A 26,758-nucleotide genomic window follows, 5' to 3' on the forward strand; every position below is an offset into this window, starting at 1 on the left:
ATGCCCCCGCCCGCCCGGCAGGAGGGCGTGGCGGGGGCTCGCAGGGCTTACTTGTTCAGGGAGGCCCAGAACTCGTCGAAGCTCAGCAGGCCGTCGCCGTTGCTGTCCTTGGCCGCGACCACGGCGTCCGCGACGGCGCCGGTCACGTACGCGTCGCCCATCGCCTTCATGGCCGCGCTGTACTCGTCGGCCGTGACGAAGCCGTCACCGTCCGCGTCGAACTTGCCGAACGTCGCCCGCGCGCTCTCGATGTCAGCCACTGGGATCCACCCCTTCTCGGTGCTTGTTGACCGGCCAAGGGTAGCGGCAGCCGGGCACCGCCCCTCCCGCAGGTCCCGGAACCGGGCGTACGCCGCCTGCGCCGTCCGCGGGCGAAGGGCAGGAGGGTGTCCCGGGAGCCGTGCGGGCTCCCGGGGCGCCGCCGCGCCACCGCGTCCCGCGCTCCCCGCTCTCCGCTCCCCGCTCCCCGCTCCCCGCTCCCTAGCGGAAGATCCCCGTGTGGCCGAGCGAGTAGCGGCCCGGCTGCGGGTAGACGGCCAGGCCGTGCGGGCCGCCGCCGACCCGGATCTTGGCGAGCTGCTCGCCGGTCGCCGTGTCGATCGCGTAAACCTCGGAGTTGTAGCGGCCCGAAAGCCACAGCACCTTGCCGTCGGCGGAGACGCCGCCCATGTCGGGGCTGCCGCCGTCGGGGAGCTCCCACTTCTTCGTGAGCTTGTTCTGCTTGAAGTCGAAGACGGAGATGCTGCCCTCGCCGCGGTTGGAGATGTACATCTCCTTGGAGTCGCGGCTGACGTACAGGCCGTGGGTTCCCTTCCCGGTGGGCAGCAGCTTGGGGATCTCGAACTTGTCGCCGCTGAGCACCCACATGCCGTGCGCCATCATGTCGGCGACGTAGAAGGTCTTCCCGTCCGGGGAGACCTTCACGTCCTGCGGCATCGCGCCCTCGAAGGGGAGCTTCTGCTGGGCGATGACCTCCATCTTCTCGGTGTCGACCTTGAGCAGCTCGCCGGAGAACTCGCAGCTCACGATGAAGTAGCGGCCGTCGGCGGAGAAGTCCGCGTGATTGACGCCGAAGCAGGTCACCGGGACGGTCTTGACGCGGTTCATCGTGTGCGGGTCGCGGAAGACCAGCTCGCGGTCCATGGAGGCCATCACGACCGCGTACTTGCCGTTCGGCGTGAAGTACAGGTTGTACGGGTCGTGCACCTCGACGGGTTCGCCGGCCTTGCCCGTGGCCGGGTTGATCGGCGTGAGCGTGTGGCCCCGGTTGTTGTTGACCCACAGGGTCTTCATGTCCCAGGACGGCACCACGTGCTGGGGCTGGACGCCGACCGGGATGGTGTCGACGACCTTGTACGTCTTCGGGTCGATGACGGACACCGTGTTGGAGGTGGTGTTCGGCACGTAGACGCGGGACGGGAAGTCCCTCACCGCCGGGGCGAGATTGTTCGGCCGGTCGGCCGCGTACACGTCGTGCGGGTCGAGGAGCGGCGGCATCCCGGCCAGGCCCGGCGGGACGGCCGGGACGGCCTTGACGGGCTGCCGTGCCGGGGCTGCGGAGCCGAGCGCCTCGGCGGGCTCCTTGTCGGCCGATCCGCAGCCGGCCAGGGCGGCGAGGACCAGACCGGCCAGCAGCACGGTGGCCCTCCGGGGAAGGCGGGTGGTCGTCATGAGGTCAGCAGCTCCGTGGTGGTCACCGCGCGCAGCTTGCGGCGCGCGAGTTCTTCGAGCAGGGGCGGCATCGCGTCGACCGTGTCCGCGTAGCCGAAGTGCAGGCTCACCACCGATCCGCTGCGGATCGTCCCGGTGACGGTGCGGATGACGGCCGCGGCGCCGGGCGAGGTGAAGTCGAGGGAGTCCACGTCGTACGACAGGACGTGCGGATAGCCCGCCCGCCGGGCCAGCTTCGTGACGAGGGGGGTGGCGTACTGGGTCTGGGAGGGCCGGAACCAGGTGCCGATGGAGCCGGTGAGCCGCTTGAGCCGCTGGGCGCAGCCGGTGATCTCGGCATGGGCCTCCGCCTCGGGCAGGTCGTTGATCGCGAGGTGGCGCTGGGTGTGGTTGCCGAGCTCATGGCCGCCGTCCAGGACCCGGCGGGCCATGTCCGGGTGGGCGTCGAGCCAGCTGCCGATCGCCAGTACGGTGACCCGCGCGCCCGCTCTTTCGGCTTCGGCCAGGACGGCCCGGGCGATGGCGGGGTCCCCGTTGCCGTGGAAGGTGAGGGCGACCCGGGGGCGGTCGCGCGGACCGTGCCCGATCTCGTCCGGCTGTCCGGGGAACCGGCGCGGGGCGGAGGCGACCGCCCGGCCGGGGCGTGCGGCCGGCCCGGTGGCCGGGGCGGCCTTGGCCGGGGGCGCGGAGGGGGCCGCGCCGCCGGGGCCGCAGGCGGCGGTGAGGGCGCCGGCGGCGACCGCCGCGCCGGCGCGGAGGGCGGATCGGCGGTCCGGGTAGCAGAGCACCCGCCCATTTAAGTGGGGAATGACCCTGAAGATAACGATTGACCCAATTCGGGACCTTCCCTGCAGTGCACCCGCACGAGGGAGTGTCCGGTATGCGATCAACGAATCACACACAGCGGCGGATAGTTATTCATTGATTGCGAGGCGAGTGGCCCACCTCACCTAGGATTTAGCTGGAAACTCTTAGTATTTGCACACTTATGTCCAAGTTGGGGCTTTTGGCGTTTGGTCGCCCGTCTGCCATAGTCGGAATCACGGCTTCCCCATTGACCCGAGCGAAGTCACCACGCCGAGGATCACACCCCCTTCGATCCTCGGCGCACCCATGAAGCCCCCACGACGCCCCATCACGGCGACCGGGGGCTTCAGGCGTTCCGGGGAGTCAGCGGTCGGCCACCCGCATCTCGAACCAGGTGAACTTGCCGCGGGGCAGCAGGTCGGCGCCCCAGCGGTCGGAGAGCTTGTCGACGAGGAAGAGCCCCCGGCCCGTCGTGTCCATCTCGTGGACCGGCATCAGACAGGGCAGCCCGCGCGAGGGGTCGCGCACCTCGACCCGGATCCAGCCGCGCCGCCGCAGCATCCGTAAGCCGAAGGAGCGGGCGCCGGTGTGGCGGACCGCGTTGCCGACGAGCTCCGAGACCAGCAGGACGGTGTGCTCGGACACCTGCGGGGAGAAGCCCCAGAAGCGGATCACCACGTACTGGGTGAGCCGGCGGGCCGTGCTCGCCGACTCGGGCATGGACGGGAGCGTCACTTCCGCCTCGGCCGGATTCCCGTACAACTCCAGTGCCTTGAGACCCTGTTCGTCCTCAAGAGCCGCCGTCAGCCGTACGGCGGAAGCGCTGCTGCGCTGCCGCGGCTGTTCCACACCCTCCAGGCCCGCCATGAACCCATCATGGACGGCCGATACGCCCGTCCGGGCCGTTCCGCAGGAAAACACCCCCCGGAATGGTCGCTTCCAAGGGGGCGTCCCGTCATATGCGTTGGGCAACCGGAAGCCCGCGGAACCACCCTGATCTGCGGTGACACACCGCTCCCGGACGATCACCCCGAGTGGATCTCCACAGCTCCTTAAGGTTTCTTTAAGGCCTGGCTAATCCACTCCCAGGGAGGACTAGAGGAACTTCGCCTTGCCGGGGCCCTCCTCGACGAAGCTGCGCATGCCGCGCTCCCGGTCCTCGGTGGCGAACAGGCCCGCGAACCAGTTGCGTTCGATGGTCAGGCCGGTGTCGATGTCCGCCTCCAGACCCGCGTCCACGCACTCCTTGGCGGCGCGCAGCGCGATCGCCGGACCCTGGGCGAGCTTGGCGGCCCAGGCGTGCGCCTGCTCGTACACCTCCGCGGCGGGTACGACCCGGTCCACGAGCCCGAGCGTGAGCGCCTCGTCGGCCTTGACCATGCGGCCGGTGAAGATCAGGTCCTTGGCCCTGGACGGGCCGATCAGCCGGGACAGCCGCTGGGTGCCGCCGGCACCGGGGATCAGGCCGAGCAGGATCTCGGGCTGGCCGAGCTTCGCGTTGTCGGCGGCGATCCGGTAGTCGGCGCACAGTGCGAGCTCGCAGCCGCCGCCCAGGGCGTAGCCGGTGACGGCGGCGACGACGGGCTTGGGGATGCGCGCCACGGCCGTGAAGGCGTCCTGGAGCGCGCGGGACCGGGCGACCATCGCCGCGTGGTCCATCGTCTGCATCTCCTTGATGTCCGCGCCGGCCGCGAACACCTTCTCGCCGCCGTAGATGATCACCGCACGGACGTCGGCCCGGTCGGTGGCCTCCACGGCGAGCTCGCGCAGCCGGTCCTGGGTGGCGATGTCCAGGGCGTTCATGGGCGGCCGGTCCAGGCGGAGGGTGCCGACGCCTTCGGAGACTTCGAGAGAGAGGGTCATACGCGAAAGGTTAGCGGCGGTTAACGGGAAGTGGCCCGGTGCTGTGGGTCACAGCACCGGGCCACTCGACTACCTACGGGAGGGGACTACTTGATCCACTCCGCCCAGTCCATGTTCCAGCCGTTGAGGCCGTTGTCCGGGGCGATCTGCTTGTCCTTGGAGTTCTTCACGATGACGACGTCACCGATCAGCGACTCGTTGAAGAACCACGCGGCGGGCTGGTTGCCGTCTCCCGCACCGCGGACGTCCTTGAGGCCCACGCAGCCGTGGCTGACGTTCTCGGAGCCGAACGTGCCCGAGGAGGCCCAGTAGTTGCCGTGGACGAAGGTGCCCGACTGCGACAGGCGCATGGCGTGCGGGACGTCCGAGATGTCGTACTCGCCGCCGAAGCCGACGGTCGCGCCGTTCATCCGGGTCACCTTGTACTTCTCGCTGATGACCATCTGCCCGTTGTAGGTGGTCGTCGACGGGGCGCCCGCGGTGATCGGGACGTTCTTGAGCACCTGGCCGTCGCGGACGACCTGCATCGTGTGCTCGCTCGCGTCGACCGTGGAGACCTGCGAGCGGCCGATGGTGAAGGTGACCGTACGGGTCTGCTTGCCGTAGACGCCGGGACGGCCTTCGACTCCGTCCAGGGCGATCTTCACGGTGACCTTGGTGCCCGCGGCCCAGTACTTCTCGGGGCGGAAGTCGAGGCGGTCGTTGCCGAACCAGTGGCCCTCGACCGGCACGGACGGCTCGGCAGTCACCGTGATGGCCTTCTCGACGGCCTCGGGATTGGTGATGCCGCGGGTGAAGTTGAACGACACCGGCATGCCCACGCCGACGGTCTCGCCGTCCTCGGGCGTGTAGTGGCCGACGAACGTGTTGGTGGGGGTCAGGGTGGTGAACGTGGTGTCCTTGGCGGACTCCCGGCCGGCCTCGTCCTTGGCCACGGCGTGCACCTTGTACTCGGTGGCGGCGGCCAGGTTGCGGGCGGGCTCCCAGCTCGCGCCGTCCGCGGCGAGCTTGCCGTCGACGGCGTTGCCCTTGCTGTCGGCGACGGTCACAGTGGTCAGCTTGCCGCCGGTGCTGGTTATCTTCAGGATGCCGCTGGTGGCGACCTCCTTGGCACCGTCGTCCGGCTTGACGCTGACGACGGCCTTGGACGCCTCGGTACCGGTCTTGCCGCCCCCGCCGCCCCCACCGTTGTCGCCGCCTCCGCCGCCGGTGTTGCCGCCTCCGCTGCACGCGCTCGTGAGCAGCAGTGCCGCTCCGAGCAGGAGGGCCGGCAGGCCGGTGCGGCGGGCGCGGCCGCGTATCGGCTGCACGTTCACTCTTGTTCTCCCCATGTCCCCCGCGCGCGGACAGTCGCGCGCTTGCCGACAGGAAATCACATGGGGGGATCACGAAGAGAAACGGTCTTGTCACCGTTCCGTCCCAAGAACGGGGAAGGACCGGCGTGTCGCGCGGAGCCTCCGGTTCCGGGTGCCTCAGCCGAGGGCGGAGCCCGCGACCCAGTGCGCCCAGTCCATGTTCCAGCCGCCCAGCCCGTTGTTCGGGGCCACCGTCTTGTCCTGCGAGTTGACGACCTGCACCACGTCCCCGACCAGGGTCCGGTCGAAGAACCAGCCGGCCGGGGTGTCCGAACCCCCGCCCCTGTCGTCGCGCAGCCCCACGCAGCCGTGGCTGGTGTTGGTGGAGCCGAAGGTGTCGGGGCTGGCCCAGTAGTTCCCGTGCAGGAAGGTCCCGGAGGTGGTGAGCCGCATGGCGTGCGGGACGTCGGGGATGTCGTACTCGCCGCCGAAGCCGACGGTCTGGCCGTTCATCCGGGTCACGTCGAACATCTCCAGCACCACCATCTTCCCGTTGTAGGTGGTGTTCTTGGGCGCTCCGGCGCTGATCGGGAGGGTGGAGATCAGCTTCCCGTCGCGGCGGACCTCCATCGTGTGCGCCTCGGCGTCCACGGTGGAGACCTGGGAGCGGCCGACGGTGAAGGTGATGGCCTTGTCCTGGATGCCGTACGAGCCGGGCGCGCCCTGCACGTCCCGCAGGTTCATCGTGACGGTGACCTCGGTGCCGGGCTTCCAGTACTCCCTGGGCCGGAAGTCGAGGCGCTCGTGGCCGAACCAGTGGCCGACGACCTCCACCGGGGGCTTGGAGGTGACGCTGATGGCCCGTTCGACGTCGGCGCGGTTCTCGATCGACCGGTTGAAGTTGAAGGAGACGATCATGCCGGTGCCGACGGTGGAGCGGTTCTCGGGCTTGAAGTAGCCGATGAACCGTTCCTCGGGGACGTAGGTGGTGAAGGTGGTGTGCCGGGCCTGGCGGCGGTCGTGCCCGTCGAGGGCGACCGCGTCCACGGTGTACTTGGCGGCGAGGGCGAGTTTGCCGCCCGCCGGGTCGGGGCTCCAGCTGAGGCCGTCGGGGGCGATGGAGCCGGGGACGCGCTCCTCCTGGGCGTCCTCGACCTTGGTGACCACGACCCGCTCGAGGCGGCCCTCGGGCACTCTGACCGTCAGCGGGCCTTCGGCCGGGACCCCCTTGGCGTTGTCCTCGGGGGTGATCCGGATGGCCTCGTCGGGCGACCGGGGTTTGCCGGGGAGCTGGATCTCGACCGGGGAACCGCCGCTGTCGGTGCATCCGGCCAGACCGCCCAGCAGGGCCGCCCATGCCGCCACGGCGGCCAAGCCCGCCCCTGCCCGCCTCGTCAGAAGTGTCACGATCCCTCCAACGACCGGCCCCCTCCGGGGGAAACGTGAGCGCGGGCCACGTTCCGCGCAGATCTCTCCGGGCAGAACAGTGGGAAGGACCAGACGGGGGCGGGCCCAGGCCGGGACGCCGGGGCCGCACTCTCCCCTACCCCCGCCGGTACCCAGGAGCCGTGGAGGCGGGCAGTGTCGAGCGCAGCCGAGCAAGAGGCGGTGGATGCCGCCGTCATGGAGTCAGTGACCTCAGTGGAGTCGCCCGCCCCGCACGTCAACGGGCACAAGAGCGGACAGGTGGTCCTGGGCCGCGAGCCGGCCTTACGGGCCGTCACACGGCCGGGGCCCCCGGTGTGGCCGGGGTCATCGCACCCGCTCGGGGCTCGTTTTCGCACCGGCCCCGACGGGACGGCCGGCACGAACTTCGCGCTGTGGGCCCAGGGCGCGGAGGCGGTGGAGCTGTGCCTCTTCGACGCGGAGGGCGCCGAGACCCGCTGTGCGCTGACCGAGCTGACGCACGAGATCTGGCACGGCTTCCTGCCCGGCGTGCGCCCCGGGCAGCGCTACGGGTTCCGGGTGCACGGCCGCTGGGACCCGTGGACGGGGGCCCGGTTCAATCCGGCGAAGCTGCTGCTGGACCCGTACGCGCGGGCCGTCGACGGGGACTTCACGCTGCCGCCGGAGGTGTACGGGCACGTCCGCGACTGGCCGCAGCAGTACATCGCGGACACCGTGCGCGACGACCGCGACTCGGCGCCGTACGTCCCCAAGGGGGTCGTGGTCCACGATGACGACGACTGGGCGGACGACGTCCGGCCGAAGACCCCTTGGGCCGATTCCGTGATCTACGAGCTCCACGTGCGCGGGTTCACGATGGGCCATCCGGGTGTTCCCGAGGAGCTGCGCGGCACCTACGCGGGCCTCGCCCATCCGGCGGCGGTCGAACACCTGACCAGGCTCGGGGTGACGGCGGTCGAACTGCTGCCGGTGCACCAGTTCGCGCACGAGGACCACCTGCTGCGCCGGGGCCTGCGCAACTACTGGGGCTACAACTCGATCGGGTACTTCGCTCCGCACGCCGGCTACTCCTCGTCCGGTACGGCCGGGCAGCAGGTCGGCGAGTTCAAGCGGATGGTGAAGGCCCTGCACGCGGCCGGGATCGAGGTCATCCTCGACGTGGTCTACAACCACACGGCGGAGGCGGGCGAGCTGGGCCCGACGCTCTCGCTGCGCGGCATCGACAACCGGGGCTACTACCGGCTCCAGTCCGACCAGCGTCGGTACGCCGACTACACGGGCTGCGGGAACACCCTGCACGCCGGGCGGCCGCACGTGCTGCGCCTCATCACGGACTCCTTGCGCTACTGGGTCACGGAGATGGGGGTGGACGGCTTCCGCTTCGACCTGGCGGCGGCGCTGGCCCGCTCGATGCACGACGTGGACATGCTCTCGCCGTTCCTCGCGGTCATCGCCCAGGACCCGGTGCTGCGGCGGGTCAAGCTGATCGCCGAGCCGTGGGACGTGGGCTCGGGCGGCTACCAGGTGGGGGCGTTCCCGCCGCTGTGGACGGAGTGGAACGACCGGTACCGGGATGCCGTACGGGACTTCTGGCGGGGTGCGCTGCCGGACGTACGGGATCTCGGGTACCGGCTGTCGGGCTCGAGCGACCTGTACGCGTGGGGCGGGCGGCGGCCGTACGCCTCGGTGAACTTCGTGACGGCCCACGACGGGTTCACCCTGCGCGACCTGGTGTCGTACGAGCGCAAGCACAACGAGGCCAACGGGGAGGCGGGCCGCGACGGGACCAACGACAACCGCTCGTGGAACTGCGGGGCCGAAGGGGAGACGGACGACGCCCGGATCGGGGTGCTGCGGCGGCGGCAGCTGCGCAACCTGCTGACCACGCTGCTGCTGTCCACCGGGGTACCGATGCTGGTGGCCGGGGACGAGTTCGGGCGGACGCAGGGCGGCAACAACAACGCGTACTGCCAGGACAACGAGACGGGATGGGTGGACTGGTCGCTGCTGGAGGACCCGGCCTGGCGGGAGCTGTGCGCGCTGGCCGCGCGGCTGGTGGCGCTGCGCCAGGAGCATCCGGTGCTGCGCCGGCGGGCGTTCTTCTCGGGGCGGCCGCAGGGCGCGGACGGGCTGCGGGACCTGGCCTGGTTCACGCCGGCGGGCGCGGAGATGACCGAGCGGGACTGGTACGCGCCGGCCGCCGCGCTCGGGATGTACCTGTCGGGGCGGGACATCCCGGGGCGCGACGAGCAGGGGCGGCAGGTGACCGACGACAGCTTCCTGGCGCTGCTGCACGCCGGGGACCGGCCGGTGGCGTGGGTGCTGCCGGGCGCGCCCTGGGCGGCGGGGTACGAACTGGTGCTGGACACCGCGCGGGAGGACCAGGCGGCGCCTCCCGGCACCCGGTTCCGGGGCGGGGAGACGCTGACGGTGCCGGCCCGGTCGGTACTGCTGCTGCGGGTGGTGGACTGAAGGGGCGCGGGGCGGGCCGAGGGGACGGGCGTAACGGCCGCTATTTCTCCTGCTTCTCCTCGACGTGCCGCAGCATCCGCTTGAGGAGGGCGGAGAGTGCGGCCCGCTCCCCGTCGTCGAGGGGGTCGACCATCTCGGCCTCGGCGATGCCGCGCCAGCGCATGGCCTCGGTCCAGCGCCGGTGGCCGTCGTCGGTCAGCTCCACGTCGACCCGGCGCCGGTCCCCCAAGGCGCGTACCCGGCGGACCAGCCCGGACTTCTCGAGTGTGTCGAGGCGGCCGGTCATGCCGGCCGGGGAGAGCAGCAGTTCGGCGGCGAGTTCGGCGGAGGGGGCCCGCCAGGGCGTGCCGCGGGAGGCGAGCCGGTGCATGGTCTCGAACTCGAACTCCTGCAGTCCGGTCTCGGCGAGGGCCCGTTCCTTGCCGTACTTCACGTGCTTGGCCAGGAGCTGGATCCGCGTGATGACCGCCTCGGTGGGCACGTCGAAGGGGACCTTGCCGCTCCAGCGGGCGATGTGCCGGTCGACCGAATCCTCGGCGTACTCCGTGTCCATGGTCGGAAGTATCGCACCTCGGGCTCGATAGTTCGTTGACGAATGATTCGCTGGCGAAATATTGTCTGCTGTCATGACCTCGTCGATCTGGCGGCTTCTCGCCGGGCGCACCTTCGCGGCCTTCGCCAGCGCCCTCATCCCCACCACCCTCACCCTGGCCGTCGTGCGCACCGGTTCGGCCGCAGACCTCGGCCTCGTGCTCGCGAGCGAACTGCTCCCGATGCTGCTCCTGCTGCCCGTCGCGGGGGTGGCCGCCGACCGCTTCCCCGCCCGGCGGGTCGTCCTGGCCGCCGACCTGGTGCGCGCCGCCGCGCAGGGCGCGACCGGGGCGCTGCTGCTGGCCGGTCCGGTGCGGATCCCGGAGCTCGCGGCCCTGGCGGCGGTCACCGGCGCCGGCGTCGCCTTCGGGAACCCCTCGGCCCGCACGCTCGTCGCCTCAGCCGTCCCCGCCGGGAGCCGGCTGCGGGTCAACTCCCGGCTCGGAGTGGCGACCGGGCTCGCGCAGATGGCGGGCCCCGCCGCCGCGGGCACGATGATGCTGGCCCTCGGGGCCGGCTGGTCCTCCCTGCTGACCGGCGCACTGTTCGCCGCCTCCGCGCTCACGCTCGGCGGGCTGCGGACGGCTTCGGCGCCGCTCGTGCGCACCCGCGCCGGGTTCACCGCCGAACTGCGGGCCGGGTGGTCCGAGACCCGGCGCCACCCCTGGTTCCTGGCCAACGTGCTCGCCCACGGGGTCTGGCACCTCGCGGCCGGTCTGCTGCTCACCCTGGGGCCGCTGATCGCCGTGGAGAGCCTGGGCGGGGCGGCGACCTGGGTGGTCATCGCCCAGGTGGGCACGGCCGGCATGCTCGTCGGGGTCTGGGCCGCCGGCCGGCTGCCCGTGCGGCGGCCGCTGTACGGGGTGGCCGTCGGGGCCTCGGCGCAGGCCCTGCCGCTCACGGCCCTCGCGCTGCGGCTGCCCGTGGCGGTGACGGCCACGGCCTTCTTCGTGGCGATGTTCGGCCTGGGCGTGCTGAGTCCCCTGTGGGAGACGGAGATGCAGCGCCGGATCCCGCTGGAGACGCTGGGCCGGGTCGGCTCCTTCGACACCCTGATCTCCTTCGCCGCCCGGCCGCTGGGACTTGCGGTCGCGGCGCCGCTGGCGGGGGTCACCGGGACCGCGGCGCCGCTGCTGGTGGCGGCCGCCCTGAGCGCCGCCGCGAACCTGTCCGTACTGCTGCTCCCGGACGTGCGCAGGGAACCGGAGCGGGAACCCTCACTCGCCCTGCGATGATGTGCCCTCGTACACACGTGCACCCGTACACGTGTGCCGCCGCAGGAAATCAGGGGTACGCATGGCGAAGGTGGGGACCGCGCTGCGGGAGCTGCGCGGGGCGCAGAAGTCGGCGAAGGGGGTGTCGCTCTATTCGCGGTTCGTCAACCGGCCCGCGGGGCGCTACCTGGCCGCCGTGTCGTACGCGCTCGGGCTGACCCCGAACCAGGTGACGCTGGTCAGCGCCGCCTTCAGCTTCGCCGCCGTGGCCGCCGTCGCGCTCGTCGCGCCCTCCTGGGGGCTGGGCGTCGCCGTATGGGCCGCGCTCGCCGTCGGCTTCGCGTTCGACTCCGCCGACGGGCAGCTGGCCCGGCTGCGCGGGGGCGGCAGCGCGGCGGGCGAATGGCTCGACCACGTCGTGGACTGCGCCAAGCTGACCGCCCTGCACACCTGCGTGCTGATCGCGTTCCACCGCTTCCCCGAGGCGTACGGGACGGGCGGGGACGGCTGGCTGCTGGTGCCGCTGGGCTTCCAGTTCGCCTCGGTCGTCACCTTCTTCGGCGGGCTGCTGACCGAGAAGCTCAAGCCCAAGCCGGCGCCCGGGAGCCCGGCCGCCGCACCGTCGACGGTGCGTGCGGTGGCGCTGCTGCCCGTGGACTACGGGGTGTTCTGCCTGGTGTTCCTGGTGCTCGGGGGCGGGGGGCTGTTCCGCTGGGCGTACGCGGGGCTCGGCGCGGTCGCCGCGCTGTTCCTGCTGGCGTTCCTCGCGAAGTGGTTCCGGGAGCTCAGCGCCGTTCCGCGCTGAGCGTTTCCGTACCCGCAGCCGCTCCCCCGGCCTTCGGGCTCCGTACCCGCTCAGCGGCGCTCGGCGCTGAGCGGTTCTGACAGTGCGTCCAGCGCCCGGCGCAGCTGGGTGCTGGAGGTGTGCACCGTGTAGGGGAAGTAGACGACGTCGACGCCGACGGCGGCGAAGTCCTTCTCCAGCTTGTCGCCCTTGGGGGTGCCCCTCCAGTCGTCGCCCTTGAAGATCACGTCGAAGCGGACCTGTCTCCAGGTCTCCACCTTGTCCGGGACCGTTTCGACGAACGCCGCGTCCACGTACTTCACGCTGCGGACGATTTCGAGCCGCTCGACGAGCGGGATCATCGGGCGCCTGCCCTTGGCCAGTTCCGCCATCTCGTCGGAGACCACCCCGGCCACCAGGTAGTCGCACTGACTCCGGGCGTGGCGAAGGATGTTGAGATGTCCGATGTGGAACAGATCGTAAGCACCCGGGGCATACCCGACTCGGTACGGTCTGTGCGCGGGTGCGCCAAGTTCGGACATGTCGTGCTCCGTCATGTGTTACCCCCCAGCGGCCACACCCCCCGGTGTGGCGGATTAGCAGACAATAGCGTGCACGTTCCACAGCCTGTCGGTGAACGAATAGGGTGACGAGCGCATCATCCAGGGGAGAAGGGACGTTCAGTGTCGAGATCCGGTCACCGGCGCCTACTGCTGGTTTCCACCAATTACGCTCCCGAGCACGCGGGGATTGGGCCGTACGCCACCCAGATCGCGGAGCACTGGGCGGATCTCGGCCATGACACCCACGTCCTCGCCGGCATGCCGCACTATCCGTCATGGTCGTTGGAGCCGGAGTACAAGGGGGCGCTCCGGCGCACGGAACGGCGCGCGGGGGTCACTGTGCACCGGCGTGCACACACCGTGCCGCCCCGCCAGACCGCCGTCAAGCGGGCCCTGTTCGAAGGATCGATTCTGCTGCACGGCACCGTGGCCCCGCCCCGCATGCCGCGCCCGGACGCGGTCATGGCCCAGATGCCAAGCCTGGCCGGCGGCGTCGTCGCCGCCCGGCTCGCCGCGCGCTGGAAGGTCCCGTACATCCCCGTCGTCCAGGACCTGATGGGCGCGGCCGCCGCGCAGAGCGGGATCAGCGGCGGCGACAAGGCGGCCGCGATCGCGGGGCGCGCGGAGGCGTACGCCCTGAAGCGGGCCACCCTGGTCGGCGTCATCCACGAGACCTTCGTGGACCGGGTCGTCGGCATGGGCGTGGACCCGAAGAAGATCCGCCTCGTCCCCAACTGGTCCCACGTCCCGCAGCCCACCAGGCCGCGCGGCCAGACCCGCCGCCACCTGGGCTGGGCACCCGGCCAGCCGGTCGTCCTGCACTCCGGGAACATGGGCCTCAAGCAGGGCCTCGAGGTGCTCGTCGGCGCCGCCCGCCTCGATCCGGGGGTCCGTTTCGTCCTCATGGGCGACGGCAGCCAGCGCTCGGCCCTCGCCGACCTCGCGGCCGACGTACCGAATCTGGACATCATCCCCCCTGCCGCCGACGGAGAGTTCCCGGATATCCTCGCGGCGGCGGATGTGCTCGCCGTGACGCAGCACGCGGCCGTGCTCGACATGAGCGTGCCGTCCAAACTGACCTCCTACTTCCAGGCCGGCCGGCCCGTCGTCGCCTCCGTCGCGGCGGAAGGCGGTACCGCCCAGGAAGTGGAACGCTCGGGCGCAGGGGTGCTCGTACCACCGGAGGACCCCCACGCCCTGCTGAAGGCCGTACGGGCCCTCGCCGAGGACCCCGAGGGCGCGGATGCACTCGGGGCGGCCGGGCCGCGCCACGTGGCGGCCCACCTGAGCCGTGACGCGGGCCTGGCCCGCATCGACGCACTGATAGACGAAGCACTTGGGGGTCCGCAGCCGTGATCGAGACGAACCGCCCTGCAGCGGTCCCGGCGGAGGACGAACCGGATCTCCTCAGGGACCAGTTCAAGCAGCTCCTGCGCTACCGCCGCCTCCTCGGGGCGGGTGTCGGCATCGGCCTGCTGGGCGGCGTCTACCTCGGCATCTCCACGGCCGACACCTACGTCGCGACCGCGGACATCGTGCTGCGCGCACCCACCGACGACCCCTTCAACCCGAGCCTCGCGCCCGACAAGGCGATCAACATCGGCTCGGAGCGGCAGGTCGCGCTCAGCTCCTCCATAGCCAACGAGGCCGCCAAGAAGCTCGGCGTGTCCTCGAAGGACTTCGCCGGCCTGCGCAGCGGCCTCCAGGTGACCAACCCGCCGCAGACGATGGTGCTGCGCTTCACGTACACCGCGTCCTCCCCCAAGCAGGCCGCGACCCGCGCCAACGCGATGACCGAGGCCTACCTGCTCAAGCGGCAGGAGTCCCTCGACGTCACCCGCGACAAGATGGTCAAGGGGTACCAGGAGCAGCGCGATCCGGTCGCCAAGAACCTCGACGAGCTCGTCAAGCAGATCAACGCCATGCCGGCCGGTCCGGGGCGCGACGCCGCGTACTCCTCGAAGACGGACCTCCAGAGCAAGGTCAACACGCTCAACAGCAACATCGCGAAGCTCCAGGCCCTGGACATGACCCCGGGCCGGGTCACCAGCGCCGCGACCCCGCCGTCCGACACCGACGGCCCGGGCATCCCGATGTCGCTCGCGCTCGGCGCGGCCGTGGGCCTCGCGCTCGGTCTGCTCGCCGCGTGGGTGCGGCTCGTCTTCGACCCGGCGCCGCGCTCCGAGGGCGACGTGGCGCGGGCCCTGCGCGCGCCCGTGCTCGGCTACCTGCCGCGGGCCAAGACCATCGGCGGACCGCTGCTCGCGGCCGGCGAGGAAGACCCCCGGCTCGCCGAGGAGTTCCGCTCGGTGGCCTTCCGGCTCGCCTACGACTCCCGCTTCGCCGACCGGCGCCGGCTGCTCGTCGTCGCCCCGCGCGGCAGCAGCGAGACAGCCGCCGCGGCGGCCGTGAACCTGGCCGCCTCCTTCGCGGAGACCGGCAAGGACGTCCTCCTCATCGAGGCCGACCTGCGCACCCCGGTGCTGGCCAGCCAGCTGCCGACCGGTGCGGGCGGCCGGCCGCGCTGGAGCCAGACGCCGGGCAGCCCGGCCGCCGGCGGGCAGGCCGCCGCGCACGGCGACTCCGACTGGCCCGACGGACGCCAGCTCGTCGTCGACGCCGGGGAGTCCGGCGCCTTCGACCTGATCCCGGGCGAGCCGGTCCGCAACGTGGCCCGTGCGCTGACCTCCCCGCGCGCCACCCGGCTGATCTCCGAGGCCGACTCCCCCAACTCCACCGTCGTCGTGCTCGCGCCGCCCGTGCTCTCGTACGCCGACGCCCTCGCGCTCGTCGACCGCGTCGACGGGGTCCTGGTCGTCTGCGACCCGCGCGCCGTCCACCGCAGCGACCTGTCCCGGATCCGCGAGCTGATCAGCGGCGCCGGCGGCACGGTGCTCGGCGCGGTGCTGCACGCCCCGCTGCCCGGCGAGAAGCGCAGCCGCGGGGGCCGCGGCGGCAAGTCGAAGGCTGCGGGCGCCCCGGCCGCTGCGGCCCGGCCGTCCGCGCCGCAGCCGCAGCCGCAGCCGCTCACGCGGCAGCCGAACCAGCCGCACCAGGCGAACCGGCAGGCCGAGCCGGAGCAGCACATCCCGGGCGACGGCACGGACACGGTGGCCCTGCGCACGGTGCGCATGGGCCGCAGATGAGCCGGCGCGGCCTCGCCGCCGTCTCCTCGGTCCTGGACCAGGCCGCATCCAGCGCCACCAACATCCTGGTACTGGTGCTGGCCGCCCGGCTGTCTTCGGCGTCCGGCTTCGCCGACTTCTCGATGGTGTACGTGACGTTCAGCGTGCTCCTCGGGCTGAACATGGCGTACGTCGGCCAGACGGTGGTGCTGGAGAAGGACGAGGACCGGCTGGGCGCGGTGTGCCGCTCGGGCCTCGCGTTCACCGCGGCCGCCTCGGCGGCGGTGGGCGCGGCGCTGGTCGTCGTCGGCCTCGCCCTGCCCGGGGCCGGCGGCCGGGCCTTCCTCGCGCTGGGCCTCGTACTGCCGCTGGTGCTCGTCCAGGACGGGCTGCGGTACTGCTTCTCCGCGCTGCGCACACCCGAGCGGGCGCTGGCCGCGGACGCGCTGCGGCTCGCGTGCGTCGTCGCCGCGCTGCTGCTGCAGCCCGAAGGGGCCTCGCCGGGACGGCTGGTGCTGGTGTGGGGCGTCTCGGCGCTTCCGGCGCTGGCGCTGGGCCTGTGGCTGCTGCGCCCGTACGTGCGCGGCGCTGCCGCGGACCTGCGGCCGTACCTGCGGCGCGGGCACCTGGGGCAGCGGTTCGTCGTCGAGTTCGCGGTGGGCAACGGCTCGAGCCAGCTGGCGGTGCTCGGCCTCGGGCTGTTCGCCACGCCGCTGGCGGTGGGCGCGCTGCGGGGTGCGACCACGCTTTTCGGTCCGCTGAACGTGCTGTTCAACTCGGCGAACGCGTTCGGGCCGCCGGTGGTGGGGCGGGCTTCGGGCAAGCGGGGCGTGGTCCGGCTGACGCTGCTGATGGGCGGTGTGCTGGCGGTGCTCGGTGCCGGGTGGGGGGCGGTCCTGTACGCGCTTCCGGCGGGGGTGGGCCGACAGCTGCTGGGCGACACGTGGGGGTCGGCTTCCGCTCTGCTCCCGGCGACGGGTGCCCAGTACGCGGTGATGGGGCTGGGCACGTGCGCCCTGCTGACCCTGCGGGTGCTGGCCCCCAAGGCCACGCTGTCCCTGCAGGTGGTCTTCTCGGCCCTCTCGGTGGCGCTGCTGCTGGGCGGATACGCGCTGGGGGGCGTGACCGGCGCCGCGTGGGGCCTGGCGGCGGGCTCGGCCCTCAAGGCCGCGGCGGCCTGGCTCCGCGTCTCCCGCATCCCGGCCCCGGTCCCGGTCACGACCGCCGCCTGACCCCGGGGGCCGCGCCCCGGCCCCCGGCCGCGCCGCTGCGCGGGCAGGGGGGGTCAGCGGAGGGTGGTGGACCGGTCCTGGCGGTACGTCGCGACCAGCGCCAGGCAGAGGCCGGCTATCGCCACGCGCCCGGACGCCTGCAGCAGCGGCCCCCGCAGCAGGATGAACGAGTAGCCCGCCACCAGCGGGACCACCACCGAGATCAGGCTCCCCGGCGGGGACCTGCGCGTGGCGCGCTTCGCGTAGCGGCGGTCCACGCGCGCCGAGGCGTAGCCCAGACCCAGCAGCCCGGCCCCCATCCCGAGCGACCCGAAGTCGAGCCACAGCTCGGCCCAGATCGGCGACGACAGGTTCGTGTTGACCGTCCCCATCCACTGGCCGACCATCACGCCCGTGTCCCGGGGCTTGCCCGGCCACACCGAGCGCGGCACCGCGAAGAAGACCGACCCCGCGAGCTGGCGCCCGTAGGAGTGCCCGGGCCCGGAGTTCGAGAAGGTGATGGTGTTCGCGAACATGCCGATCTGGTCGTAGTCCTTCAGCGCCATCGGCTCCAGGAACGACGTCGTCTCGACCGGCTTGTAGTTCTTCTCGTCGTACCGGAAGCGGTCCGCGAACGGGAACACGAGCAGGGCGATCACGACCGCCATCGACAGCGCGACCCGGTACATCGCGGCGCTCACCGGGAAAACGGTGAAGAGCAGCGCGAACATGACCGTGAGGAACCAGTACCGCGGGTTCGAGATGGGGTTGTTGACCACCAGGTTCAGCAGGGCGAGCGCCCCCCAGGTGACGATGATCGAGACCTTGCGGCGGGCGTACGTCGAGGTGATCAGCCAGCGCGTGTACAGCAGCAGGGCGAGCAGCGCCGGGACGGTGCCGAAGCCGCGCAGCAGGGCCTGGCCGGCCTGGCCGTCGCCGTTGGAGACGCCGGCCTCCTCGATGCCCGCGATGATTTCCTGCCGGCTGGAGAAGAAGACCGCAGGGCCGCCGAGCTTCATGATGAAGGCCGCGCTGCACAGGAAAGCGATGGCGGTGAGCAGTTGGAGGCGGCGCCGGTGGGCCATGACCGGGCGCGGCTCCTTCTGGGAGCCGCCGGCGCGGCCGGCCGGCCGGTGCCGGGCGAGCAGGACGCCGACGTCGAACGCCGTGCAGCCGAGCAGGACCAGGCCGATGGCGATGGTGAGGTCGGAGCGGGGGCCGACCACGGGGGTCGGGACCCGGCCGAGGACGGCCTGCGCGAGCGGGGCGACGCCCATCGCCATGTAGACGAACAGCCAGAAGGAACCCTGGAGCAGCTTGCGGCGGCTGGTCAGGACCATCGCGGAGAGCCGGGCGCCCGCGTACATCGTGAGCAGGAGCTGGAGCCAGAAGGCCGCGTCGCGCTGGCCGTCGCCGCGCTGGACGGCCACGACGAGCGGCAGGAAGACGGTGAAGCCGAGGATGAGCGGGACGGACAGGGCGCGCGAGAGCAGGGTGCGCGGGGTGGTGACGCGGCCCCACTTGTGCTCGTCCTCGAGCTCGGGAACCGGCGGGGTCACGGGGGGCTTGCGTATGTCCGTTGCCACTGCTGCCCCCACCCCATGTGCCTGGTCCGCGCGCAGTCTAGTCTGAGCGGGCGGCGCCCGGGGAGGCGCGCCTGTGGGGGGACCCCCGGACGCAGTCCGGGGGAGAGCACGATGAGGGGCGACAGTTGCGTGATCTTCCTGCCTTCACGCTGGCCGGGTACGACAAGGGGCGCGGGCTGCTGACGCAGGCGCTCTGGTTCGCGGTGATGAACACGCTGTTCATGGCGTGGTTCTGTCCGGCCCGGCTGCGGGTGGCGCTGCTGCGGGCGTTCGGCGCGCAGATCGGCGAGGGCGTGCTGATCCGGCACCGGGTGCGGGTGCTGTGGCCGTGGAAGCTCACCGTCGGGGACCACACGTGGATCGGCGAGGGCGCCTGGCTGCTGAACCTGGAGCCGGTGACCATCGGGGCGAACGTGTGCATCTCGCAGGAAGCCATGCTGTGCACCGGTTCGCACGACCACCGGGCCGCCGACTTCCGCTACCGCAACGCGCCGATCGTGGTCGAGGACGGTGCGTGGGTGGCCGTACGGGCGACCGTGCTGGCCGGGGTCACGATGGGCCGCTGCGCGGTGGCGGGCGCCGGTTCGGTGGTCCACAGAAACCTTCCTGCACTGACCCTGCAGACGATGGACGGGCAGCGCCGCCCGGTCGAGGAGCCCAAGTGAGAGTCCTGCACGCCGTCACGCTCCACTCCCCCTCGCACGCCTTCGGCGGGCCGGTCCGGGTCGCGCTGAACCTGGCCGGGGGGCTGCGTGCGCGCGGCCACGAGGCCGGCCTGCTGGCGCTCGGCGAGGGCTTCCCGGATCCGTGGCCCACCTCCGTGGAGGGGGTGCCGGCGAAGCTGTTCCCGGCCCGGCGCATCCTGCCCCTGGGCTTCAGCGGGATGACCTCGCCGGCCCTGCTGGCCTCGGCGGGCCGGCTGGTCCGGGACGCGGACGTGGTCCACGTCCACCTGGCGCGGGACCTGGTCACGCTGCCGGTGGCCCTGGCGGCGCTGCGGGCCGGCAAGCCCCTGGTGCTGCAGACCCACGGGATGGTGGACCCGAGCGAGAAGCTGCTGGCCAAGGTGCTGGACGCGGTGGCCGTGCGCCGGCTGCTGCGCGGCGCGGACGCGGTGCTGTACCTGACCCCGCACGAACGGGAGGGCCTCGACGCGGTGGTGGGCGCCCCGCTGCCGGGGGCGGTCCGGCTCGTGAACGGCACCACGGCACAGAAGGAGCGCCCGGCGCTCGCCGGTCCCCCGCGCATCCTGTACTCGGCGCGCCTGCAGGCCCGTAAGCGCCCGGTGGACTTCGTGGACGCGGCCCCGGCGATCCTGGCGGCGCACCCGGACGCGGAGTTCGTGGTGGCCGGCCCGGACGAGGGCGAACTGCCGGCGGTGAAGGCGCGCATAGGGGAGCTGGGCCTGACGTCCCGCTTCACGGTCCCGGGGGCCCTGTCCACTGCCGAGGTCCTGACGGAGCTGCGCCGGGCGCACGTCTATGTCCTCCCCTCGGTGGACGAGCCGTTCCCGATGTCGGTGCTGGAGGCGCTGTCGGTGGGCGTGCCGACGGTGGTCACCCACTCCAACGGGCTGGCCCGCGACATCGCGACCGCGAGCGCCGGCCACGCGGTCACCCCGGGCCCCGCCGGCGTCGCGGAGGCGGTCCTCGCCCTCCTGGACCCCGCCGAGAACGCCAAGGCCTCGGCCGCGGCCCGCGAACTGGCCACGGAGTCCTTCTCGATGGACGCGGTCCTGGACACCCTGATCCCGGTCTACGAGGCGGCCCAGCGCTGACGCGCCGGCGCGCTACACCTCGCGGTGGGTTTCGTCCACCACCGGGAGGGCCGCCGTGCGGCGGCGTTTGAAGACGCTCGCGTAGACGGCGAGTCCGATGGCGCCGGCCGCCATCATGATCAGGCCGACGACGTCCAGGTTGACGCTCTCCATCTTCCAGTCCGTCGCGAAGGTGAGGATGGCCCCCACCACGATCAGCGCGATGCAGCCGCCGATGCCTCCCATGTGATTCGCCTCCACAGTCGTGGTCGTCAGACCCCGCGGTTACCCGGGAAGCGCATACGAAAACGCCGCCCCCGGCCCGGAGTCCGGGCGGGAGCGGCGTTCTCGTACGTGCCGGGAGGCTACGCCGGGATCCAGGCGTAGCAGCCCGTCGACGTGAACGTCGCCGTGCCCGACGGGATCGTGGCCGTGATCTTGTCGCCGGCCTTCGGGGTGGTTTCCGGGCCCGAGGCCAGGACGGCGCCGTCCTTGCCCTTGGCCTCCCAGGTGCACGTCGTGCTCTGGGTCAGCGCCCGGTACGTGCCCGCCGCGGGCGACTCGCGGGTGCCGTCGGCGAAGCCCTTGGACGCCGCGTCCAGGATCGGCTTCTGCTCCGGGCACAGGTACGTGATCGCGTCCTTCGCGCCCGGGATCTCACCCGCGATGATGGACCCGGTCGCCGCGTCCTTGTCGCGCTTGGCGGTGCGCTCCACCCGCTGGCAGGACTCCTGGCCGGTCTGCAGCACCGCCGCCGGGTCCATCTTCTCCGGGACCCGCCCGCTCAGGTACTGCTTCTCGTTGGGCTTGAAGCTGCCCGTCTTCGGGGTGAGCTTCGCGTCCGGCAGGACCGGGCCCGTCGGCTTCGCGTCGGGCGAGGCCGGCGCAGCCGTGGCGTCCGCCGGGTCCGGGGCCGCCGACGAGGCCGGCGGCTTCGGCTTCGCCGCCGCGGCGTCGGCCTTGCCGTCGCCGCCCGAGCTGCAGGCGGTCAGGGTCAGAGCTGCGGCCAGCAGAACAGCAGCCGCGGCGGAGCGTCGGTACATCTCTAGGGCTCCTGTATTACGTGCCGGTTGGGATAGGGGTGCGGGGCCCGGCCGAGTTTCGCGCCGGGCCCCGCATCCGTCAGACGGTTACTTCGGGCCGAAGGTGAGGACGAGCTGCGGAGCGGCGTCCGCTGCCGTCGACTCCATGGACCAGATCCACAGCGGGTCGGTGCCCGTGCTCGTCAGGGCCAGGCTGTAGCTGCTGCCCAGCACCGGGGAGAGCGCGGCGGTGTCCAGCGGGGTGCTCTGGATCGCCGAGCCGTCCGGCACGCTCGCGAACGCGCCGAGCGGGGTGGTGCCCAGGGTCGGCTTGTTGTTGAACGTCGTGCTCGCACCGCTCCAGGCGCCGGTGACCGGGACCACGGACACCTTGTCGGCCGTACCGGCGCTCGCCTGGGTCGACGTCTTGATCTGGAGCGCGGCGGACTTCAGGACCTGCCCGGCCGGCGCGGCCGGCAGGTTGAAGCGCAGGTACGTCTCGTACGCCGAGGTGCCGCGGACGGCCAGCGAGGTGCTCGCGCCGTTGGCCGCGCTCGGGGCGCCCTGGTTGATGTAGGTGTCCTCGGTCGCGGAGACCTTGGAGACCGTGTCGGAGGGCGCCTTGGCCAGGTCGTAGTGGTTCTTGGCCTGGGCCGCGGTGAGCGCCTTCGGGTACACGGCCGTCTCGTCGATCTGGCCGGCGAAGAAGTTGCTCGTCGGCTTGGTCGGCCAGCTGCCGAGGTTGTCGCCGCCGACGTGCCAGTAGCCCTCGTACGAGATGGCGCTGGTGACGTTCAGCGTGCCCTTGCTCTGGCCGTCGACGATCAGCTCCATGCCGCCCGCACCCAGGGTGCCGACGACGTGGTGCCACTTGTTGTCGTTGTACGTGTCGAACAGACCGGTGGAGACGGTGCGCGTCGAGCCGTTGTAGACGCCGAAGACCAGACGACCGGTGTTGGTCATGTAGATCTGCTTGTCGTACGTGCCGCTGTTGCGCGCGGTGTTGTTGCCGAAGCCGATCAGCTTGCCGCCGCGCGTGGTGTTCGTCTTGAACCAGGTCTCGACCGAGAAGGCACTGCCCACGGTCTGGCGGTGGTCGCTGTACACCTGCTGGCTGGTGCCGTTGAAGCCCATCGCCGTGCTGGCGCCGCTGATCGCGCCGGGCGTCTGGCGCAGGGCCGGGGCGTTGAGCTGGATGCCGCTGGTGTTGCCGCTCTCCGAGGAGTCGGCGACGTACGGGCTGATGGTGTCGTCGTAGCGCCAGTACAGGTTGGCGCCGTCGGCGCGGACCTGGTTCGGGTACGCCTGCACCGAGCTCGGGACCGTGACCGAGGCCGTGGCCGACAGGGCGCTGGTGTTGCCCGCCGCGTCGGTGGCCGTCACGCGGTAGGTGTACGACTGGCCGGCCTTGACCGTGGTGTCGTTCCAGGAGGCCTGGGGACGCTCCCACTCCAGGGACTCGGCGGCGACCGTGGCGATCGGGCTGGCGGAGCCGTTGCGATAGATGCGGTAGGTCAGCTTGCTGTCGTCCGCGTCGTAGCTGGTGCGCCAGCGGACCTGGACCTCACCGGGCTTGACGCTGCCGGCGCTCGCGACCGGGGTCGTCGGGGCGCCGACGTCGCCGGTGGAGGCGAAACGGGTGAGCGCCTGCTGCGGCTTGCCGTTGATGGCGGTGAACTCACCGCCGGCCCACATGTACTTGACGTCGCCCTTCTCGGCGATCGTCATGGCGCGCGGGCCGATGCCCTCGCCGAGGCCGTCGTTGGCGGTGGGGTGCCAGCCGAGCTTGCGCGGGCTGCGCACGAAACCGTCCACGGGCGCCGGGGACGCGCCTTCGTAGTTGGTCAGCTGCGCGTTGAAGAAGTTGCGCTTGCCGTCGGGGAACTGTCCCTCGAGCGAGCAGTCGTGCGCGTGCGAGGAGCTGTAGAGCACTCCGTCGTACGGGAGCACGGCCTGGGTCGCGCCGAGGCAGCGGTCGCGCCACTTCTCGCTGAAGTCGCTCAGCCTGAGGCCGATGCGGCCGTCGAAGACGCCGCCGCCGGAACCCTCGTTGCCGGTGTAGAAGCCGGTCGAGTCGGTGGCGATGTCCTTGACCACGGAGTTCGACGGGATGTTGCTGTACGTCTTGGCGACCGCGCCCGTGGTGGCGTTCACGACGGCCAGGGCGTGCGTGTTGGAGCCGTTGACCGAGAAGAAGTCGCCGCCCAGGAGCGCGTTCTTGCCGTCCGGGGTGATCTCGATCGCGCGGCCGGGCTCGTCGGCGTTGGCGACGAAGGGCTTGAGCGCACCGGAGCCGGCATCGACCGCGGCGAACCGCTCGCGGGTCTGGCCCTCGACGGTGCCGAAGTCGCCGGCCGCGTACAGGGTGTCGTCCGTGACGGCGAGGTCGCGCACGGTGGCGGGGAAGCCCGGGTGGAAGGAGGCCTTGGGGGTGCAGCTCTCGATGTCGATCGCCGCGACGCTGGAGACCGGGGTGCCGTTGACGGCGCCGAAGTAGCCGCCCGCGTACAGGGTCTTCTTGTCCTTGGAGACGGCCAGGGCACGGACGGTCGCGCTGCCGTCGCCGATGGTGAAGGCGAGCTTGCACGAGGTCGGCTTGCCCGTCGCGGCGTCCAGCGCCACGAAGTTCACGGCTTCCTGCTCGGCGCCGCTGGTGCCGTCGGGCGGACGGACGGCCGAGAAGGTGCCGCCCGCGAAGACGGTGCCGTTCGCCTGGGCCATCGCAAAGACGATGCCGTTGGGCTGCCAGGTGGGCAGCTCGTCGGCGGTGAATGCCACGGGAGGCGTGATGGCGGACGCCTCGGGCATCAGCACCAGACCTATGCCGGTGCCGGCGCCGGCCAGTGACAGGACGAGGGCAGCAGTCAGCCCTCTGGATCTACGCATGAGCCCCCCAGGGCAGTTGCCCGGTTTGATGGCTTGAACTATCCGAACAGCCATATGTACTGGCGCAGACTAGGGCTCCTGCGAGGACCCGGTCACCTCCCTTGACCCATTGCATACCAACTTGGAATGAACGGTTCAGGTTGGAGGGCGCGCAGCGGACATACGACAGGTTTGCCCCGGCCACATCCACCGATACCAGTGGAGATGACCGGGACACGGCAAATCGTAGGGGAAATATAAGGCTTTCAGCGGTCGATGCGGACCGTCACGCCCGCCAACTGGTCCTCGACCTGCCGGATGTCGGCGTCGACCATGATCCGAGCCAACTCGGCCACCAGCACCGTCGGCTTCCAGCCAAGCAGTTGATGGGCCTTGGAGGCGTCGCCGATGAGGGCGTCGACCTCGCTCGGGCGCTCGTACTTGGGGTCGTAGCGCACGTGCTCGGCCCAGTCGAGGCCCGCGTGGGCGAAGGACGACTCGACGAACTCGCGGACCGTGGCGGCCACTCCCGTGGCGACGACGTAGTCGGTCGGTTCGTCCTGCTGGAGCATCCGCCACATGGCGTCCACGTACTCGGGGGCGTAGCCCCAGTCGCGGACCGCGTCGAGGTTGCCGAGGTAGAGGTGCTCCTGCAGACCGGCCTTGATGCGGGCGACGGCGCGGGTGATCTTGCGGGTCACGAAGGTCTCGCCGCGGCGCGGGGACTCGTGGTTGAAGAGGATCCCGTTGACGGCGAACATGTCGTACGCCTCGCGGTAGTTCACCGTGGTCCAGTACGCGAAGACCTTGGCGGCGCCGTACGGGCTGCGCGGGTGGAACGGGGTCTTCTCGTTCTGCGGCGGCGGGGTGGCCCCGAACATCTCCGAGGACGAGGCCTGGTAGATCCGGGTGTCCACGCCGCTGGCCCGGATCGCCTCGAGCAGCCGCAGGGCGCCGAGGCCGGTCACGTCGCCGGTGTAGAGGGGAGCGTCGAAGGACACCCGCACATGGGACTGGGCGCCGAGGTTGTAGACCTCGTCGGGCCTGATCTCGCGGAGCAGGTTCACGAGCGCCACACCGTCGGAGAGGTCGGCGTGGTGCAGGACGAAGGACCGGTTGGCGGTCTGCGGGTCCTGGTAGATGTGGTCGATGCGCTCGGTGTTGAAGCTGGAGGACCGCCGCACGAGGCCGTGCACCGTGTAGCCCTTGGAGAGCAGCAGCTCGGAGAGGTAGGAGCCGTCCTGCCCGGTGACGCCGGTTATCAGTGCGGTCTTGCCCATGTGGGTCCCCCTGGGGGTCGTATCGGTCTGTTCTGGTGAGGCAGGGCCTCGGGGGCGGCGGTGCGGCCCGCCGGTGGGGCCGTACCTCGCGGTGACGGGGTCCCGCCCGCCCGGCCGGGGGCTGCGCCCCGGTTTTCGCGCCGGACCTGACGGCGTGCGTACGGCCGCGGGGCCCAAGGGGCTGGATGCGTACCGTACACGGCATCTCCCCGCCCCCTTCGGGCGGATTGCGCCGCGGCGGACCTCGTCTGCTGCCCGCGGCGGCGGACTGGCATCATCGGCGGTATGACAAGTTCGCTGCCGCTCCTGCCCCCGAACGCCCGCGTCTTCGTCGCGGGCCACCGCGGCCTCGTGGGCTCCGCGGTCGCCCGCCGGCTCACCGCCGACGGCCACGAGGTGCTCACCCGGGGCCGCGCCGACCTCGACCTGCGCGATGCCGCCGCGACCGGGGCGTACCTGAAGGACGTCCGCCCCGACGCCGTCGTGCTGGCCGCCGCCAAGGTCGGCGGGATCATGGCCAACAGCACCTACCCGGTGCAGTTCCTCGAGGACAACCTCAAGATCCAGCTCAGCGTGATCGCCGGTGCGCACGAGGCCGGCGTGGGCCGTCTGCTGTTCCTGGGCTCCTCGTGCATCTATCCGAAGCTCGCCCCGCAGCCCATCAGCGAGGACGCCCTGCTGACGGGCCCGCTGGAGCCGACCAACGAGGCGTACGCCCTGGCGAAGATCGCCGGCATCGTCCAGGTCCAGTCGTACCGCAAGCAGTACGGGGCCTCGTACATCTCGGCGATGCCCACGAACCTCTACGGGCCGGGCGACAACTTCGACCTCGAGACCTCGCACGTGCTGCCCGCCCTGATCCGACGCTTCCACGAATCGGCCGCCGAGGGCCGCGACGAGGTCACGCTGTGGGGCAGCGGCACCCCGCGCCGGGAGTTCCTGCACGTGGACGACCTGGCGGCCGCCTGCGCGGTGCTGCTGGGCAGTTACGACGGTGACGAGCCGGTCAACATCGGCTGCGGAGAGGACCTCACCATCAAGGCCCTCGCCGAGACCGTCGCCGAGGTGACCGGCTTCCGCGGCCGGCTCGTCTGGGACACGTCCAAGCCGGACGGCACGCCGCGCAAGCTCCTGGACGTCACCCGTCTGACCTCGCTCGGCTGGAAGCCGGAGATCGGACTGCGGGAGGGCATCGCCGCCACCTACCGGTGGTGGCGCGAGCAGGGCTGAACGCAGCGGCACGTGG

23 protein-coding genes are annotated in these 26,758 nt (G+C 71.7%); 9 read left to right on the forward strand and 14 right to left on the reverse strand.

Annotated features, from left to right (window positions below; translation table 11 throughout):
• Positions 1-47 precede the first annotated feature (47 nt).
• From AB5J51_RS13890 to AB5J51_RS13920, 7 genes are all read right to left on the reverse strand, one after another.
• Positions 48-260 carry an EF-hand domain-containing protein gene (locus tag AB5J51_RS13890; RefSeq protein ID WP_053784759.1) on the reverse strand — a complete coding sequence of 71 codons (213 nt, stop codon included), beginning with the start codon at positions 258-260 and terminating at the stop codon, positions 48-50.
• A gap of 220 nt (positions 261-480) precedes the next feature.
• Entirely contained in the window at positions 481-1,671 is a 1,191-nt protein-coding gene (locus tag AB5J51_RS13895) for a YncE family protein (protein WP_369777803.1), read from the reverse strand.
• Positions 1,668-2,459: a polysaccharide deacetylase family protein gene (locus AB5J51_RS13900; protein ID WP_369777804.1), complete on the reverse strand. Its 792-nt coding sequence runs from the start codon at positions 2,457-2,459 to the stop codon at positions 1,668-1,670. The genes AB5J51_RS13895 and AB5J51_RS13900 overlap by 4 nt, the downstream gene beginning before the upstream one ends.
• A gap of 382 nt (positions 2,460-2,841) precedes the next feature.
• Positions 2,842-3,345: an anti-sigma regulatory factor gene (locus tag AB5J51_RS13905; protein ID WP_053784756.1), complete on the reverse strand. Its 504-nt coding sequence runs from the start codon at positions 3,343-3,345 to the stop codon at positions 2,842-2,844.
• 228 nt (positions 3,346-3,573) lie between these two features.
• Positions 3,574-4,341 carry an enoyl-CoA hydratase/isomerase family protein gene (locus tag AB5J51_RS13910; protein ID WP_030295145.1) on the reverse strand — a complete coding sequence of 256 codons (768 nt, stop codon included), beginning with the start codon at positions 4,339-4,341 and terminating at the stop codon, positions 3,574-3,576.
• Positions 4,342-4,427: 86 nt separating this feature from the next.
• A complete protein-coding gene (locus AB5J51_RS13915; protein WP_369777805.1) occupies positions 4,428-5,672 on the reverse strand; it encodes an Ig-like domain-containing protein in 1,245 nt (414 codons plus the stop codon).
• Positions 5,673-5,813: 141 nt separating this feature from the next.
• Positions 5,814-7,034: an Ig-like domain-containing protein gene (locus tag AB5J51_RS13920; protein WP_369780256.1), complete on the reverse strand. Its 1,221-nt coding sequence runs from the start codon at positions 7,032-7,034 to the stop codon at positions 5,814-5,816.
• A 183-nt stretch (positions 7,035-7,217) separates the two neighbouring features.
• Between AB5J51_RS13920 and glgX the strand changes: the two genes are divergently transcribed.
• On the forward strand, positions 7,218-9,515 hold the full coding sequence (gene glgX, locus AB5J51_RS13925) for a glycogen debranching protein GlgX (protein ID WP_136226162.1): 2,298 nt from the start codon (positions 7,218-7,220) through the stop codon (positions 9,513-9,515).
• Between the two features lie 40 nt (positions 9,516-9,555).
• Here glgX and AB5J51_RS13930 read toward each other — a convergent pair whose 3' ends face one another.
• Entirely contained in the window at positions 9,556-10,068 is a 513-nt protein-coding gene (locus tag AB5J51_RS13930; RefSeq protein ID WP_053784754.1) for a MarR family winged helix-turn-helix transcriptional regulator, read from the reverse strand.
• A gap of 73 nt (positions 10,069-10,141) precedes the next feature.
• Here AB5J51_RS13930 and AB5J51_RS13935 point away from each other — a divergent pair, with 73 nt between their 5' ends.
• Together AB5J51_RS13935 and AB5J51_RS13940 are read left to right on the forward strand one after the other, a co-directional pair.
• Positions 10,142-11,341, forward strand: a complete 1,200-nt coding sequence (locus tag AB5J51_RS13935) for an MFS transporter (RefSeq protein WP_369777806.1) — start codon at positions 10,142-10,144, stop codon at positions 11,339-11,341.
• Positions 11,342-11,402: 61 nt separating this feature from the next.
• Positions 11,403-12,125 (forward strand): CDP-alcohol phosphatidyltransferase family protein, encoded by a 723-nt coding sequence (locus AB5J51_RS13940; RefSeq protein ID WP_053784752.1) that lies wholly within the window; start codon positions 11,403-11,405, stop codon positions 12,123-12,125.
• A 50-nt stretch (positions 12,126-12,175) separates the two neighbouring features.
• On the opposite strand, the gene AB5J51_RS13945 is transcribed toward AB5J51_RS13940, so the two are convergent.
• Positions 12,176-12,646, reverse strand: coding sequence for an adenylyltransferase/cytidyltransferase family protein (locus AB5J51_RS13945; protein WP_053784751.1), 471 nt, complete (start codon positions 12,644-12,646; stop codon positions 12,176-12,178).
• A gap of 171 nt (positions 12,647-12,817) precedes the next feature.
• Here AB5J51_RS13945 and AB5J51_RS13950 point away from each other — a divergent pair, with 171 nt between their 5' ends.
• From AB5J51_RS13950 to AB5J51_RS13960, 3 genes are read left to right on the forward strand one after another with little or no spacing between them, the layout of a single operon-like run.
• On the forward strand, positions 12,818-14,023 hold the full coding sequence (locus AB5J51_RS13950; protein ID WP_030295159.1) for a glycosyltransferase family 4 protein: 1,206 nt from the start codon (positions 12,818-12,820) through the stop codon (positions 14,021-14,023).
• Positions 14,020-15,813, forward strand: a complete 1,794-nt coding sequence (locus tag AB5J51_RS13955; protein ID WP_369777807.1) for a lipopolysaccharide biosynthesis protein — start codon at positions 14,020-14,022, stop codon at positions 15,811-15,813. The genes AB5J51_RS13950 and AB5J51_RS13955 overlap by 4 nt, the downstream gene beginning before the upstream one ends.
• Positions 15,810-17,024 carry a hypothetical protein gene (locus AB5J51_RS13960; protein WP_053784749.1) on the forward strand — a complete coding sequence of 405 codons (1,215 nt, stop codon included), beginning with the start codon at positions 15,810-15,812 and terminating at the stop codon, positions 17,022-17,024. The genes AB5J51_RS13955 and AB5J51_RS13960 overlap by 4 nt, the downstream gene beginning before the upstream one ends.
• Before the next feature lie 53 nt (positions 17,025-17,077).
• On the opposite strand, the gene AB5J51_RS13965 is transcribed toward AB5J51_RS13960, so the two are convergent.
• Positions 17,078-18,589, reverse strand: a complete 1,512-nt coding sequence (locus tag AB5J51_RS13965) for a hypothetical protein (protein WP_234381845.1) — start codon at positions 18,587-18,589, stop codon at positions 17,078-17,080.
• A 125-nt stretch (positions 18,590-18,714) separates the two neighbouring features.
• On the opposite strand from AB5J51_RS13965, the gene AB5J51_RS13970 reads away from it, so the two are divergent.
• Complete coding sequence (locus AB5J51_RS13970; protein ID WP_030295168.1) at positions 18,715-19,254, forward strand: WcaF family extracellular polysaccharide biosynthesis acetyltransferase; 540 nt, start codon at positions 18,715-18,717, stop codon at positions 19,252-19,254.
• Positions 19,251-20,366 (forward strand): glycosyltransferase, encoded by a 1,116-nt coding sequence (locus AB5J51_RS13975; protein ID WP_369777808.1) that lies wholly within the window; start codon positions 19,251-19,253, stop codon positions 20,364-20,366. The genes AB5J51_RS13970 and AB5J51_RS13975 overlap by 4 nt, the downstream gene beginning before the upstream one ends.
• Positions 20,367-20,378: 12 nt before the next feature.
• On the opposite strand, the gene AB5J51_RS13980 is transcribed toward AB5J51_RS13975, so the two are convergent.
• From AB5J51_RS13980 to gmd, 4 genes are all read right to left on the reverse strand, one after another.
• Positions 20,379-20,591: a DUF6458 family protein gene (locus AB5J51_RS13980; protein WP_053784747.1), complete on the reverse strand. Its 213-nt coding sequence runs from the start codon at positions 20,589-20,591 to the stop codon at positions 20,379-20,381.
• A gap of 119 nt (positions 20,592-20,710) precedes the next feature.
• Positions 20,711-21,388: a hypothetical protein gene (locus AB5J51_RS13985; RefSeq protein WP_030295173.1), complete on the reverse strand. Its 678-nt coding sequence runs from the start codon at positions 21,386-21,388 to the stop codon at positions 20,711-20,713.
• Positions 21,389-21,475: 87 nt separating this feature from the next.
• A complete protein-coding gene (locus AB5J51_RS13990) occupies positions 21,476-24,253 on the reverse strand; it encodes a LamG-like jellyroll fold domain-containing protein (RefSeq protein WP_369777809.1) in 2,778 nt (925 codons plus the stop codon).
• A gap of 245 nt (positions 24,254-24,498) precedes the next feature.
• Positions 24,499-25,512: a GDP-mannose 4,6-dehydratase gene (gmd, locus tag AB5J51_RS13995; RefSeq protein WP_053784745.1), complete on the reverse strand. Its 1,014-nt coding sequence runs from the start codon at positions 25,510-25,512 to the stop codon at positions 24,499-24,501.
• A gap of 285 nt (positions 25,513-25,797) precedes the next feature.
• Between gmd and AB5J51_RS14000 the strand changes: the two genes are divergently transcribed.
• On the forward strand, positions 25,798-26,742 hold the full coding sequence (locus AB5J51_RS14000) for a GDP-L-fucose synthase family protein (RefSeq protein WP_369777810.1): 945 nt from the start codon (positions 25,798-25,800) through the stop codon (positions 26,740-26,742).
• Positions 26,743-26,758 lie beyond the last annotated feature (16 nt).

It is taken from the genome of Streptomyces sp. R33 (assembly GCF_041200175.1).
GTDB classification, from domain to species: Bacteria; Actinomycetota; Actinomycetes; order Streptomycetales; family Streptomycetaceae; genus Streptomyces; species Streptomyces katrae_B.

What these genes read in the sequence shown, in the direction of transcription:
- AB5J51_RS13895 (WP_369777803.1), bottom strand. Translation starts at nt 1,671, where the DNA reads ATGACGACCACCCGCCTTCCCCGGAGGGCCACCGTGCTGCTGGCCGGT.
- AB5J51_RS13905 (WP_053784756.1), bottom strand. Translation starts at nt 3,345, where the DNA reads ATGGCGGGCCTGGAGGGTGTGGAACAGCCGCGGCAGCGCAGCAGCGCT.
- AB5J51_RS13910 (WP_030295145.1), bottom strand. Translation starts at nt 4,341, where the DNA reads ATGACCCTCTCTCTCGAAGTCTCCGAAGGCGTCGGCACCCTCCGCCTG.
- AB5J51_RS13915 (WP_369777805.1), bottom strand. Translation starts at nt 5,672, where the DNA reads ATGGGGAGAACAAGAGTGAACGTGCAGCCGATACGCGGCCGCGCCCGC.
- AB5J51_RS13930 (WP_053784754.1), bottom strand. Translation starts at nt 10,068, where the DNA reads ATGGACACGGAGTACGCCGAGGATTCGGTCGACCGGCACATCGCCCGC.
- AB5J51_RS13935 (WP_369777806.1), top strand. Translation starts at nt 10,142, where the DNA reads ATGACCTCGTCGATCTGGCGGCTTCTCGCCGGGCGCACCTTCGCGGCC.
- AB5J51_RS13940 (WP_053784752.1), top strand. Translation starts at nt 11,403, where the DNA reads ATGGCGAAGGTGGGGACCGCGCTGCGGGAGCTGCGCGGGGCGCAGAAG.
- AB5J51_RS13945 (WP_053784751.1), bottom strand. Translation starts at nt 12,646, where the DNA reads ATGTCCGAACTTGGCGCACCCGCGCACAGACCGTACCGAGTCGGGTAT.
- AB5J51_RS13960 (WP_053784749.1), top strand. Translation starts at nt 15,810, where the DNA reads ATGAGCCGGCGCGGCCTCGCCGCCGTCTCCTCGGTCCTGGACCAGGCC.
- AB5J51_RS13980 (WP_053784747.1), bottom strand. Translation starts at nt 20,591, where the DNA reads ATGGGAGGCATCGGCGGCTGCATCGCGCTGATCGTGGTGGGGGCCATC.
- AB5J51_RS13985 (WP_030295173.1), bottom strand. Translation starts at nt 21,388, where the DNA reads ATGTACCGACGCTCCGCCGCGGCTGCTGTTCTGCTGGCCGCAGCTCTG.
- AB5J51_RS13990 (WP_369777809.1), bottom strand. Translation starts at nt 24,253, where the DNA reads ATGCGTAGATCCAGAGGGCTGACTGCTGCCCTCGTCCTGTCACTGGCC.
- gmd (WP_053784745.1), bottom strand. Translation starts at nt 25,512, where the DNA reads ATGGGCAAGACCGCACTGATAACCGGCGTCACCGGGCAGGACGGCTCC.
- AB5J51_RS14000 (WP_369777810.1), top strand. Translation starts at nt 25,798, where the DNA reads ATGACAAGTTCGCTGCCGCTCCTGCCCCCGAACGCCCGCGTCTTCGTC.